The 13,811-nt window shown below is 40.7% G+C and carries 12 protein-coding genes; 7 read left to right on the top strand and 5 right to left on the bottom strand.

Annotation, left to right across the window (positions count from 1 at the left end; genetic code table 11):
• The first annotated feature begins 146 nt into the window (after window positions 1-146).
• Both trhP and GDK41_RS03020 read left to right on the top strand, forming a co-directional pair.
• A complete protein-coding gene (gene trhP / locus GDK41_RS03025; RefSeq protein ID WP_152085025.1) occupies window positions 147-1,505 on the top strand; it encodes a prephenate-dependent tRNA uridine(34) hydroxylase TrhP in 1,359 nt (452 codons plus the stop codon).
• A 2-nt stretch (window positions 1,506-1,507) separates the two neighbouring features.
• Window positions 1,508-1,759 (top strand): YfhL family 4Fe-4S dicluster ferredoxin, encoded by a 252-nt coding sequence (locus GDK41_RS03020; protein WP_152085024.1) that lies wholly within the window; start codon window positions 1,508-1,510, stop codon window positions 1,757-1,759.
• 226 nt (window positions 1,760-1,985) lie between these two features.
• On the opposite strand, the gene GDK41_RS03015 is transcribed toward GDK41_RS03020, so the two are convergent.
• The 3 genes from GDK41_RS03015 to GDK41_RS03005 all read right to left on the bottom strand — a co-directional run bounded on the left by GDK41_RS03015 (window position 1,986) and on the right by GDK41_RS03005 (window position 6,338).
• Complete coding sequence (locus tag GDK41_RS03015) at window positions 1,986-4,013, bottom strand: GSCFA domain-containing protein (protein ID WP_152085023.1); 2,028 nt, start codon at window positions 4,011-4,013, stop codon at window positions 1,986-1,988.
• Window positions 4,014-4,350: 337 nt separating this feature from the next.
• Window positions 4,351-5,280 (bottom strand): porin, encoded by a 930-nt coding sequence (locus tag GDK41_RS03010; RefSeq protein WP_152085022.1) that lies wholly within the window; start codon window positions 5,278-5,280, stop codon window positions 4,351-4,353.
• Window positions 5,281-5,492: 212 nt separating this feature from the next.
• Window positions 5,493-6,338 (bottom strand): LysR family transcriptional regulator, encoded by an 846-nt coding sequence (locus GDK41_RS03005; RefSeq protein ID WP_152085021.1) that lies wholly within the window; start codon window positions 6,336-6,338, stop codon window positions 5,493-5,495.
• 87 nt (window positions 6,339-6,425) lie between these two features.
• Here GDK41_RS03005 and GDK41_RS03000 point away from each other — a divergent pair, with 87 nt between their 5' ends.
• Complete coding sequence (locus GDK41_RS03000; protein WP_152085020.1) at window positions 6,426-6,794, top strand: DUF413 domain-containing protein; 369 nt, start codon at window positions 6,426-6,428, stop codon at window positions 6,792-6,794.
• Window positions 6,795-6,974: 180 nt separating this feature from the next.
• The gene (locus tag GDK41_RS02995; protein WP_152085019.1) at window positions 6,975-8,210 is read left to right on the top strand and encodes a GGDEF domain-containing response regulator; all 1,236 of its coding nucleotides are present in this window, start codon (window positions 6,975-6,977) and stop codon (window positions 8,208-8,210) included.
• 17 nt (window positions 8,211-8,227) lie between these two features.
• Here the strand turns inward: GDK41_RS02995 and rarD are convergent, their stop codons facing one another.
• Entirely contained in the window at window positions 8,228-9,139 is a 912-nt protein-coding gene (rarD, locus tag GDK41_RS02990; protein ID WP_152085018.1) for an EamA family transporter RarD, read from the bottom strand.
• 171 nt (window positions 9,140-9,310) lie between these two features.
• A complete protein-coding gene (locus GDK41_RS02985) occupies window positions 9,311-9,766 on the bottom strand; it encodes a thioesterase family protein (protein WP_152085017.1) in 456 nt (151 codons plus the stop codon).
• A 109-nt stretch (window positions 9,767-9,875) separates the two neighbouring features.
• On the opposite strand from GDK41_RS02985, the gene recQ reads away from it, so the two are divergent.
• The 3 genes from recQ to GDK41_RS02970 all read left to right on the top strand — a co-directional run bounded on the left by recQ (window position 9,876) and on the right by GDK41_RS02970 (window position 13,783).
• Window positions 9,876-11,693: a DNA helicase RecQ gene (gene recQ, locus GDK41_RS02980; RefSeq protein ID WP_152085016.1), complete on the top strand. Its 1,818-nt coding sequence runs from the start codon at window positions 9,876-9,878 to the stop codon at window positions 11,691-11,693.
• 17 nt (window positions 11,694-11,710) lie between these two features.
• Window positions 11,711-12,010: a DUF3630 family protein gene (locus tag GDK41_RS02975; RefSeq protein WP_152085015.1), complete on the top strand. Its 300-nt coding sequence runs from the start codon at window positions 11,711-11,713 to the stop codon at window positions 12,008-12,010.
• A gap of 75 nt (window positions 12,011-12,085) precedes the next feature.
• Window positions 12,086-13,783: a POTRA domain-containing protein gene (locus GDK41_RS02970; RefSeq protein ID WP_232056518.1), complete on the top strand. Its 1,698-nt coding sequence runs from the start codon at window positions 12,086-12,088 to the stop codon at window positions 13,781-13,783.
• Window positions 13,784-13,811 lie beyond the last annotated feature (28 nt).

Raw genomic sequence — 13,811 nt, 5'->3', positions numbered from 1 at the left:
AGCAAACATCATTCTTGGTAAAACAAATCATGATCTAAATCAAAACGCTCTTTTCGGTGCTGATTTATACTGCGCCGCTTTTTTATTTCGAGTCAATTTTGACCCAAACAGCTGGCTTGTACCCAGTTCGATGTATGAGGTTTACCATGTTTGTACCAGAACTCCTTTCACCTGCAGGTAGTTTAAAGAATATGCGTTACGCTTTTGCGTATGGCGCAGATGCCGTTTATGCCGGCCAACCACGTTACTCTTTACGTGTCCGTAATAACGAGTTTGATTTAGACAACCTAGCATTGGGCATAAATGAAGCGCATCAGCAAAACAAAAAGCTTTATGTGGTCTCAAATATTGCGCCGCATAATAGCAAAGTAAAAACTTACTTACGCGATATAGAGCCTGTTATTGCCATGCAGCCTGATGCGCTGATCATGTCAGATCCTGGTCTAATCATGTTAGTACGTGATAAATGGCCAGACATGCCAATTCATTTATCTGTGCAAGCGAATGCGGTCAACTACGCAAGCGTGCAGTTTTGGGCCAAGCAAGGGATTGAACGCGTGATCTTATCACGTGAGTTATCACTGGAAGAGATCGCTGAAATTCGCCAACTGTGCCCGCAAACAGAGCTGGAAGTGTTTGTTCACGGTGCTTTATGTATGGCGTACTCAGGCCGCTGCTTATTATCCGGTTACATCAACAAGCGTGATCCAAACCAAGGTACTTGCACCAATGCTTGTCGCTGGGAATATGACGTAAAACCAGCAAAAGAAACCGAAACGGGTGATGTGGTTCATAAAATTGATCCCAAGTCAGTGATCCCCACTCTCGGTGAAGGCCAACCCACCTCTGAGGTATTCATGCTAGAAGAGCAAGGTCGCCCGGGCGAATATATGCCTGCGTTTGAAGATGAGCATGGTACTTATATCATGAACTCAAAAGACTTACGCGCGGTGCAGTATGTTGATCAGTTAACCAAAATGGGTGTGCATAGTTTAAAAATTGAAGGGCGCACTAAATCTTTCTATTATGTAGCGCGTACCGCACAAGTGTACCGTAAAGCCATTGACGACGCGGTAGCTGGCAAACCATTTGATCCGAACTTGCTGCATACGCTAGAAAACTTAGCGCACCGTGGATATACAGAAGGCTTTTTAAAGCGCCACGCGCATCAAGACTATCAAAACTACGAGTACGGACATTCAGTGTCAGACAAGCAGCAGTTTGTAGGCGAAGTGCTCGGTCGTCACGACAATGGCCTGGTTGAAATTGATGTTAAAAACAAATTCTGTACTGGGCATAGTCTTGAGCTGATGACACCACAGGGCAATATTGCCTTTAACCTTGAGCACATGGAAAACAAAAAAGGTGAGCGCATTGATGATGCCAAAGGTTCTGGCCACATCGTAAAAATTCCATTGCCTGAGGACCTCAATTTAGATCACGCTATTTTAATGCGTAATTTAGATAACAACCAAGATACGCGTAATCCGTTCAAAAAGGCATAACCATGGCTTTGATGATCAACTCAAAGTGTATCAATTGTGATATGTGCGATCCGGAGTGCCCTAATCAGGCAATTTATTTTGGGGAAAAGATTTATGAAATTGACCCGGATAAATGTACCGAGTGCGTTGGTCACTATGATACACCCACTTGTGTTAGTGTCTGCCCGATTGATTGTATCAAGCCCGACCCTCATCATAAGGAAGACTTAGATACGCTCGCGGAGAAGTACTTACGTTTGACCGGCCAAAGTTAACCTTTACCGATTAAAGCCATTCATTAGCCTCTCAAGCTAAAGCCTAATGAATGGCTGTTTGATCGTTGTGCATCTTTCGCGTTAAAAATCAAAAAGCATAAGCTATTTCAATCTATGTAACGTCAATTAAAACTCGAGTTAGGTAAATTACAGCTCGCATATTGATACAAGCAAAGATGTAAGCCTTCTGGACTGTTCGAGTTAGAACCAATACTGATTAAATTCATCAACTTAGCTCATCAACAAAAATCTCTTTAAATAAGTGTACTACTTGCTTAACAGTATCGACTGTCACATGGCGGTCATCTTCTTGCCATGGATCTTTTATACATTGAGTAACTAATTCATAACTCGGTAAATAATACATATCTGTGTTATTTGCTACCAGCTCATGAGCCGCTACGCGCAGTACTGACTTAGAGTGCGTATTTGCAGTGATCACATGCTGCTCTTCACCATGCCCAGTCGCCAAAAATGGGATGGGAGATACCGTGATAATAAGCTTAAAGTTAGGATTATACTTTTTAACCGTATCAAAAAATGCTTGAATATTATCTACATTTTCTTGAACACTGAGCGTCTTGTGTTTAACAAGTGCATATATTTGCTTCTGTGGGTTTCTCGATAGTACCGTACCATCGTATAACTCCCAACATTCGTTTAGACCCAATGTGACAATAAAAACCTCACACTTCTCGAGCGCTCGGCGTGTTGCATCCAAATGGTTTTGGTAATCATTTTTGTACGCTTGTTGACTATAAAATCCCACATTTTCACGAAACGGATCTAGCCACAAACCATCTTCTCGTTGAAACAAAATTTTCTGGGTAGGTTTTGTTGCAAATGCTCTCTCTGCTAACTGCCTAAAACTAGGAGTATTAAACAAGATACCATAATTAGCACAAGCAATTGCATGCTTATCTCCAATTTTATAATTATCCACTACCATTCCAGCAGCTGGATCATCATTTCTTTCCTCAATGATGTAATTATACCCTTCCTCTTGAAACACTTTGGCTATCTCTTGAGCAAAACAACTTCCAGCAGAGCCTATTGGTGTGTCTTTATTCACAATAGGGTATCGCTTTACAAATGGTAATTGTTTAAATCGAGATAACGGCTCGCGATTGTCCTCTTTTTTTGGATTTGGATTAGGCCAAAAAATAGCATTTGGATCTGGTTTACCCTTTTTCGCGTATCGCGTGGTACTGTTATCAAATCTTTGCTCAAACTCGGCTAACTGCATTAAATTTTTTATATTCCCCGTACCAAGACGACTCGCTTGAGACCATCCGATACTATTTTGGAATGACAACTTCAGTGTGTTCACAAGCTCACCAAGGTTATTGAGCTCTTTCAAGTCAGGGTCCAACGCAATAAACTGTGTAAACATATGCCATGCAAAATCATTATTTGGAAAAATACTGTTCAAAAGGACTCGTAACTGTTGTAAAGACGTTATTTGACTTGTAGGTGGGAATGAAGTGAAGGCATCTGTTGTTTGAGTTTTATTTTCACAATCATCAGTTAGCTTTAATACTACATTCATGAGCCCATCTTTATGAAACTCAACAGGCGCAACACTTTGTTTAACATATTTATAATGGTATGGAGAGGGTACGAAGCAGATTTCGATGAAGGCATGCTTGGCATGGTCACTATCTTTTAAAGCCAATTCAGTCGGGTTATACAATAACCCGGAGCCGACACTGATAGGTGGCAGAATACTCTTATCAAGATCAATAGAGTTATTTTGGCACCATATTTCAAATGTTTCTTCCAACTCATCATTAAGGATTACTGTCTCTCTAATTTTGGCGGTACTGTTGGCATCCAAGAGATTACCATGATGAGCAACACTTCCATCACTTTGGATATATAGCCTCAGAGTGAGCTGCTGTCTGGGTGTAAGATGGTAGTTCCAATGTGTAACATCGCTATCACTGATAGTGTGGGCACTGCAGCTCGCAATAGCGTATTCACTTTGAAAGTAAGAAATCAGCTGTTTATCTAATTCCTCTGATACCATAACGTCGATAAGCTTGTCTATTAGTGCAGCTTGTTTAAAAGCGGAGGGCTCCTTGCTTAACTGTTCAGCAAACACCTGACAAAGACCTGTATCAACCAAGTCATTTAGCCATAAAGACGCGTCTACTTTTAAAGAGCTACGCCTCGATAAATGTGCCCGAGCAAATTGCTTTTTACTGGTTTCATGAAGCTTATGCAATAACTCATCGCAGTCCAAATCTTTCATATCATCACTCTTTATGTCGCTATATTGCACTCAAGACTATTATTTTATAATGCATTTATCCATTACTTAATATTATTAAATGGTCAACATATACTCTAGTAAAAAGGTGATTTAAGTATGTATTTAATGGGGAGAGATATTTTTCAACACACGAAGTTGTACTCAGAAATACTATAAGCGAGAAATGTGTTAAGAACTTTGTGCTGTGTCGCCGTTCCTCTGAAAAGTATAAAGGGCCTTTAGGTATAAATACTGTAAATGCTTGAAATACAAAACGCCCGATTGGTCATCGAGCGTTTTCTTGTCTAAGCGAACTAGAATTCTAGTCAACTAACAATTAAAACTTATATTCAATACCTAAACCTAGGTAGTCACGCTCAACTTGGTTGTCACCGTCAAACGTTGAGTAGAAGCCATAAAGTTTTGTTGCTTTATTAAGTTTGTGATCGATACCGATTGACACGCCGTCTAGCTTGTCACCTTGGTCAAAGTCAATAACTTGATACTGTGCTTTTAACGTATTTGCGCCAAAGCTATACGCTGCATTAAGCATGTAACCATCAGCTTCATCAGAGCCATCTACTTTTTCTTGCGTTTGATACATGGCACCCAGTTTAAAGTCAGCAACTTTACCGTGCACAGCAAAGCGAACAGCGTCACGACCTTTTACTTCGCTATCTACAGCGACAGAGGCGTAAAGAGCAGTTTTCTTCAATTTGCTGTCACCATAAGTCAGCGCTGTTGAATAGCCGTTTTTACCTTCAACGTCATCTTCAGCAATAAAAGTACCTAAAAATTTAAAGCCATTAAAACTTGCAGACTTATAAGAGATAGAATTACCTAAACGATTTTCACCTTTGAATAAGTTTTTAATATCACCTTCAAGGTCATTAAATAAGTCTAGTTTGCCTTGAGACTGTTTAAAGGCAGTATCGTTACGACCAATCACAACTTCACCAAAGCTGCCTTTTAAACCTACATATTGGTTACGTGCCGTTATGTTATCTTTGCCATTTTTTGAATCAGCGTCAGATACGTCCACTTGAAACTCGAGCTTATAGATAACCTCTAAACCACCTTCTAACTTTTCTGCGCCTTTAAAACCAAAGCGAGACGCATTACTTTTGATCTCAGTGGCAGACCCTTCACCTTCATCACTCGATTGCAGTGAAACGTTTGCTTTACCGTACACTGATACATCAGCGTATGCGTTTAATGACAATGCACTCAATACAGAGAACAAAAGTGCAGAATTAGTCAGTTTCATGTGTATTTCCTCAATATCGCAACACGTTAATTTTTAACAAGCGCAGTTTGCCAGCGATAAATGACAAAAATATTACATAGGGCGAAACTTAGTAAAAAAACAGTCTTAAAAATGAAACCCTTTAGAAACAAACAAAAAAAAGCATTACAAATCAAAACACTAAAAACTTTACCTAAAACACAAACATGTCATAAAAAAAACATACAAATGACTCAATTTAATGACTCGAGTAATCTAGTGATTGTTTCTATCTGTTCTTTTTGCTCATTATCTTTGTGATATGCGATGAATATTTCTCTAGAAACTTGGTCAACACAATCAATATGAAACAGTTTTTTCTGCTCAATCATATCGTGTGCTAATGCTTGAGGAATAAATGCACTACCGCCACATTGCATTATAAGGTCAAGGGCAATTCGACCTGTACTTGTTCTAAAGTAAGGGGGTGTACTGCCTGAAAATTGTTTGGCATGCCACAGAGAAAAAGCGGTGCCCCAATCTACATAGACATATTGATTATTAAAAAATGCTAAAGCATCTTCACACTCAAAGGTACTTACAGGGATAATTGGCAAATCTCTAATTGGCTTAACGATAAGCTCATCAACCTTTGGGGGATCAAATAGCACAGCGAGATCGAGTGTTCGTTCTAGCAGCAACCGAGTGCTTTCTTGCTGTGCTTTAACTTCGGCAACCAGCGATACACCGGGCATTGCGGCAACAATATTGTTAATGCCAAATTGTAAAAATGCATCCCATATATTCGGAGTCCCTGATAAAGAAAGCTGTTTATGCATATTATTAGCCAGCGCTACGTCAACTTTTGCTCGCTGCATCCCTGTCAGGATCATCGTGGCATGAGGTAACAACCTTTCTCCAGGTGCAGTTAGCTGGATATTATTACGTTGACGAATGAATAAATTCACACCTAAACTTTGCTCTAACTGACGAATACGGAAGCTCACAGCTGATTGAGTTATATATAAATTTTCTGCTGCTCGGCCAAAATGGCGCGTCTTAACTACTTCGACAAAAGTTTTTAATAGGTCTATGTCCACTTTTGTTCCTTACGATAAAAAAAACTTGTTTAAAAAAATTTCAATCTTGATCCATACTCCACCCAATATCAATGTGAGGATTGAGTTATGGATCAGAACCTAGCAAATTTGCGTAATGCTTTTGTAAGCCCTCGCGCTTTTTATGACGATGCCAACTTTCCAAGAGGATTTAGCCGCAGCGGACATTTTACGCTTGCTGAAGCTCAAGCTCTTGAACAACATGGTGTATTACTAAAAAGCTTATACAACAAAGACTGCGAACCACAAAATAGTTTTCAACTACAATTTGTTAATGTCATGGACGGTCAGCTCCCACCTAGCAATGTGGTTGAACGTGCTTGGGCCAAATATTTAAAGCTCACAACTTGTAAATCGAAATTTCATACCTTATTTGGTCGCTCAAGAGCCGTTCCTGATTCTTACACCCCTGCATACAGCGCTGACGACGATCTATAACCTAGTTTTTATGGTGCGTCTTTATCGGCGCACCTACTATGCAGCACGCTAACATTTTAACAAACTACTTAAAATTATAAGTTTATACTAAACTAATAGAACAAACTCGTTCGTATTCATTGCATTTTTGAGTGGTTCAGTTTACAACTTAGACGTGCAAAATATAACAAGGTAAGCATAGTGACACATAGAATACTCATCGTAGAAGATACCCCGACCATTGCAAAAGTACAAAAACACATCGCGGTATCTTGTGGTTATGAGGCAGATATAGCTCAGTCACTGGCACAAGCACAAGAACTTATAAACGAGCACAGTTACTTTTGCGCCGTGGTTGACTTTATTTTACCTGATGCACCTAACGGTGACGCAATTCCCGTAACAGTGAAAGCGGAAATTCCAACCATTGTCATGACGGGTAACATTGATAAACGCACCCGAGAAACCGTAGACAAATACCCTATCATTGACTACATCACAAAAGAAAATAAACAAGCTTACCAGTACTTAAAAAAGCAACTCTCGCGATTACCGCGCAACGAAACGGTTAAAGTACTGGTTGTTGAAGACTCTCGTCATTCAAGGCTATATATCAAAAACTTACTGTGCAGACATAAATACCAAGTGTTAGAAGCCACAGATGGTATCGATGCGCTAGAGGTGCTTAAAGAAAACCCCGATATTTCTGTCATCATCACAGATAACGAAATGCCGAGAATGAACGGAGATGAGTTATGTTCAGAAATTCGCAGATTATATAGTAATGAGGACAAGGTTATTATCGGTGTCTCAGGGTCAAACTCTGCGCACCTATCAGCTCGATTTCTAAAATGCGGCGCCAATGACTATTTACGAAAACCTTTTAATTCAGAAGAGTTTTATTGTCGACTTAGCTTAAACGTCGATATGTTAGACCAAATAGCAACTATTCGACTGCAAGCAAATACCGACTACCTAACCAAGCTTCCCAACCGCAGATACTTTTTCGAGCAAGCCAAAAAAGCCCAAAAAGTGCGTACAGTTAAAAACCAGCGCAGCCAAGTTGCCATGATCGATATCGATCACTTTAAACGAATTAACGATGACTTTGGCCATGATGCTGGTGATGATGTACTTGTCGCAATCGCACAGGTGTTTGCAAAATTTTTCCCCGAGCAACTTCTGGCAAGACTTGGAGGGGAGGAGTTTGTGATTTATTTTGATAGTAATAATGAGCAAGAAAACACCGACAGGTTGGAGCAATTTCGACAATTTATAGAACTCAATAGTAGCTCGTTTACCCAGTATAATATACCGTTTACGATTTCAGCTGGGTATGTCTCAATCCAAGAGCCAGAAATAGACGAACTTTTGAAAGAGGCAGATAAAAAATTATATGAAGCAAAAGAGTTAGGTAGAAACAAGATTGTTCTCTAACCCTTTTGCCAAAACCATTACTGCGCTTGAATTTTTAGCTTTCGAGCCGTTCTGGCGAACTGATAAGAATCCCAACTAAATAATGCCAACGCACTCCAAATAAAGGCAAATGTTACAATACGCTGCGCCGAGAAAACTTCACCATAAAACACCACTGCCAAAACAAACATTAAGCTTGGACCAATATATTGAAAAAACCCTAAAGTAGAGTATGGGATCCGTTTAGCAGCACCTGTAAAGCACAATAATGGTAGCGTGGTAACAATACCTGCACTGATCAATAAAATGTTTACGCTAGCGCTATTGGCGCTCAGATCTGAGGTGGGTGAAGGCGCAGAAAAAAACCAATACGCAAGTGCCAATGGTAGTAGGATAGCCGCTTCGAGTAACAATCCAGGTAAAGATTCTACCGGCACTTTCTTACGAATTAACCCATACACAGCAAAAGAGCTCGCCAAAGCAAAAGCAATTACCGGAAATGATCCAAAGCTAATAACTTGAATAACAACCCCTACAACAGCCAAACCTACCGCAATCAATTGCCACTTTCGTAGCCTTTCAGACAAAAATATCATACCTAAAAATACATTCAAAAGCGGGTTGATGTAGTATCCCAAACTTGCATCAAGCATATGTTCACTGTTTACAGCCCAGATAAACAAGCCCCAATTGAAGCCAAGTAAGCAAGCACTCACACAAAGCATAAGCAGCAATTTAGGCTTTTTTATAATATGTTGTACTTTATGCCACTGTTTTAAAAGCCCAATGATCACAGCAATAAATGCCACCGACCAAATGACCCTGTGTACTAAAATCTCAACGGCGTTAATAAAATCGATTTGCTTAAAGTAGATAGGAGCTAACCCCCACATCAAAAAAGCTAACGAAGCTAAAAAGTAGCCTTTTTGTGCTGCATTTTCTTGGCCCATACCACCCCCTTCAATAAAGAGGCCGCATTATACCTACTTTGCAACAAGTTGTTCGTCAAATTGACGTAATAGATTTGTTAATTTAAAAACAAAGTTACACTCGATATTCTATCAACTAAAAGTATCTTATTTTATGCGTCATTTGCAGGCTGGAATAAGTAACATAAGCGACTATCCAACTAAGTATGTGCCCGTACCGAAAGCTATTTGTACTCCCTCCTCATTATGCAGCTCCATGCGACAAACACACACCTTATTACCCGAACGTATCAAAGTTGCACTGGCAACAAAACACTCTCCTCGGCCTGGGCGTAAAAAGTCAGTACGAATATCAATCGTGCCAAGCGTTGCTAATTTGCTCGGTACATTATGAAGCTCTTCGTCTGGTAACTTATAAATAATAGATGCCGCAGCGAGCATTCCGCCAACATTATCAAGCACTGCAGAAATAACTCCACCATGAAGAATTTTTTGGCTAGGATTTCCAATAAATGCATCTTGCCATGGCAACTCAATGCGCGCAGTTTCTGCACTGAGTTCTTTAATCGAAATACCTAAAAATCGATTAAATGGCATTTTCTCGACAAAAATATTACCTACTTGGCTGATTAATAATGTTTTATCCATATTTACCCCACAAGCTCATCTGACCAGTTAAATTTATGCGCAATGCCCCCTTTTTGCAAGCGCTAAAAGTTACAGACAAGCGAGTGAAAAACCTCTAGAATGCTCGGCGATGGAAAACCAAGTGCTTAAAACTGATCAAACCCATACGTACACTGTGCTCAAAGACGTTTTTGGCTACAGTGAGTTTCGTGATGGCCAAAATGCCGTGATAAATGCGGTATTAGAATCTCAAGACGCACTCGTTTTGCTACCAACAGGCGGCGGAAAATCACTTTGCTATCAAATTCCGGCTCTTACCTTACCTGGGTTAACCGTTGTTGTATCGCCTCTTATTTCTTTAATGCAAGACCAAGTGGCCCAGTTAAAAGCGCTGGAAATCAACGCTGAGTTTGTGAATAACAGTCTCACGTTTGAACAGCAACAGGTTATCTATCAGCGTCTGCACTTAGGAGACATAAAGCTGCTTTATGTCGCACCAGAAAAAGTTCTGCAGTATGAGTTTAAAGAGCGCTTAAAACAGCTAAACATTAGTTTATTTGCCATTGATGAGGCGCATTGCGTATCACATTGGGGCCATGACTTTAGGCCTCACTATTGTCGCTTGAGCGAGCTTAAACAACATTTTCCATCTGTACCAATGATGGCCCTGACTGCAACTGCAGATACCGCGACACGCAGAGATATTGTCCAGCAGTTGGGGTTAAACCAGCCTTACATTCACACCGGCAGCTTCGATAGACCTAATATACGCTATACCGTCGAGGAAAAATTTAAGCCTCTATCACAACTTATGCGCTATTTAAGGGCACAAAAAGGTCAAAGTGGCATTATTTACTGCACGAGTCGAAAACGCGTAGACGAAATAGCACAAAAACTGGCGGATGCAGGGTTTAACGCAGCAGCGTATCACGCAGGAATGAGCAACGAGCAACGTCAATTTGTGCAAAGCGCTTTTGCCAAAGATGATATTCATATTGTCGTTGCAACCGTCGCTTTTGGTATGGGGATCAATAAATCAAACGTTCGCTTTGTCTTGCATTACGACATACCTAAAAGCATTGAGGCGTATTATCAGGAAACCGGTCGTGCAGGTAGAGATGGGCTCGCCGCAGAAGCCATAATGTACTTCGATCCTGCGGATATAGGTCGCGTAAAGCGCTTTTTTGAAGATATTGAAGACGAGCATAGACGCAGAGTCGAAGAGCAACGCTTTAATGCTATGGCTAGCTTTGCCGAAGCACAAACGTGTCGTCGTCAGATCTTACTTAACTACTTTAGCGAATACCAACGAGAACCATGTGGAAACTGTGACATTTGTTTAAACCCCCCAAAACGTTTTGACGGCACGCTGGTCGCACAACAAGCTTTGTCTTGCGTATATCGTGCTGAGCAGCGCTTTGGTTTAGGCTATATCGTAGATATATTACGTGGCGCTAACACCAGTCGGGTAAGAGACAACCAGCACCATACATTAAGTACCTATGGGATTGGTAAACAGCATAGCAATGAGTATTGGCTCAGTGTGCTTAGGCAACTTATTCATCATGGTCTACTAACCCAAGATATAACGCAAGGCGCATGCTTGCGGTTAACAGAAGCCGCTCGTGCTGTTTTAAAAGGTGAATACGCACTACAGTTAGCTGAACCAAGATTACAAGCTCAGCATGTTTACCAAGATAAACTAGCCAAGTTTAACTATGATAAAAGGTTGTTTGCAAAACTTCGCAGTTTGCGCAAACAACTTGCCGATGAAGATGACGTACCACCCTATGTGGTATTTAATGACAAAACACTGGCAGAAATGGCTCAACGCATGCCAACCAATGACAGCGAATTTTTGCAAGTTTCCGGTGTCGGCTTTACCAAACTAAGCAAATATGGCGCACCTTTTATGCAATTGATCCGCAACTATCTTGCCGCTAGTTAATCATTAAGAGGCCTTTTATGAGCACAGTTAAACTTGATCTTGAGCACCAGGTATTGATCATAGATCCAACCTGCTTCCCTGAAGCAGATGAATTCGAGCTCTGGGCGAAAATATTTTTACACTTCCCCGAGCACATCCAAATACTGGAATTTTCGCAAGGCGCAGATCGCCACCAACTACGCTTTAATTATGCCCAACAGAGCTTTCACTTAAACTTTGAACACTATAGCGACAGTATTTGGATAACCCCACTTGGGCTTGATGCTCACGCACAATTAGAAAACTTGGCGTTATTATTTCTATCAAATTCTCAATAATGAAATAGACTTATATGTAAAGAGTTCACTATAGTAACAAGTTCATATGACTAAATAATTCCTTAGGAGCTGTGAATGAAAGCACTAAAATGCAATCAAATTTTCATCATTTTCAGCTTCTTTATAAGTGTACCAGCGCTATCAAATAACAGCCTTAATATAACCCAAAGTTGTGCAAACCAAAGACCACAAGAGCCGCTCAACAGCGACTTGGATAGACAAGTAGACAAAGCGGTTAAGCTCCCCGAAGAAGGCGATAACAAGCAGATAAGCACTATCAACTTTCACCAGCTCAACGTATTTGACACGAGTATTCCAGAGGAAAACAACCCGCTGTTCCGTTTTGCCAACCGTGCTCATATCACCACTAAGCCCGAAGTCTTGCGCAGCATATTACTGTTCCAAGAAGGAGATACCTATTCGCAGAAAAAACTCGTCGAGTCAGAGCGTTTACTGCGAAACCAAAGCTTTTTATACGATGCCAGAGTATTTGCAGAAGAACACTGCGACGGCAGCATTACAGTTAATGTTGTTACACGAGACTTATGGACGCTGCTACCCGAACTTAGCTTTAGTCGCAGCGGCGGAGAAAATTCGTCTAGAATTGGCTTTAGAGAGACCAATTTATTTGGTTGGGGCAAACGTTTATCACTCACTCAAACTAATGATAAAGACCGCTCGGGATATTTGTTCGTCTATGACGACCCACAAATATACTCAACTCGCTACCGCGGCCGAGTCGAATATGCAGACAACAGCGATGGAAAACGTCATTACATTGGTATTCAATACCCCTTTTACTCTACAGATGCGCCTTATAGCTACGGAATATCTGATTTTCATAATCAACGCACAGAATCTCTGTACGAAGCAGGCGAAGTTGTCTCAGAATATGAACATACCAGTCAGGTATCGGATGTTTACTTTGGCATAGCCACACCTTTACAGAAGAACTGGACTCAGCGTTTGAGCGTTGGTTTTCGCAACCAAGACGATATTTTTGAAGCCACGCCAGCGAGTCGATTACCACTTGCTCAAAACCGAGCTCTCACTTACCCATACTTACGAGCACACTGGTTTGAAGATGATTTTATAAAAGTCAGAAACTTTGATTCTATTTACCGCACAGAAGATCTTAATTTAGGTTGGAATATTAATGCATTGGTAGGCTATTCTGATAACCAATTGAGTAATGATGAAAGCCATTTTGTCTATCAGCTCTCTATAGAAAAGGCTCACTTCACTTCAGATAGAAGCCTCTGGCGAACAGCGCTAGCGCTTAATGGCCAGTGGAACAGCGAGCAAAACACCGCTCGAAATATGATCTCACAAGCCAGCTTCGAATATTACCTTAACACCAGCTTGTATCAATCTTGGTATGCAAAAATCCAGTTACGCTTTGCCAAAAACCTAACCGAAGATGTGCAATTAACACTTGGGGGAGAAACCGGTTTACGTGGCTATCCAATTAAATATCAGCATGGTAGTAAAAGTGTCTTGGTGAACCTAGAAAAACGCTACTACTGGGAATATGATTTATTGCAACTATTTAAAGTCGGAGGGGCGATATTTTTTGATATTGGCCGCGTAAGAGGAAATAGTTTAGTTGCAAGCGACCCTAACTATTTGAAAAATATTGGTATGGGACTTCGCCTTGCGCCCAGTAGGGCGAATGCCGGGTTGGTACTACACTTAGATGTTGCAGCCCCAATCAACAGCCCAGACAATATAGATGGCGTACAGTGGTTGTTCACCGTTAAGAATCGCTTTTAACAGCGCAATCCTAACGCTATGATGTAGC

This window comes from Pseudoalteromonas sp. A25 (assembly GCF_009176705.1).
GTDB lineage: Bacteria > Pseudomonadota > Gammaproteobacteria > Enterobacterales > Alteromonadaceae > Pseudoalteromonas.
The sequence above is the reverse complement of the archived record's forward strand: the minus strand, read 5'-3'. Positions and strand labels throughout refer to the sequence as shown.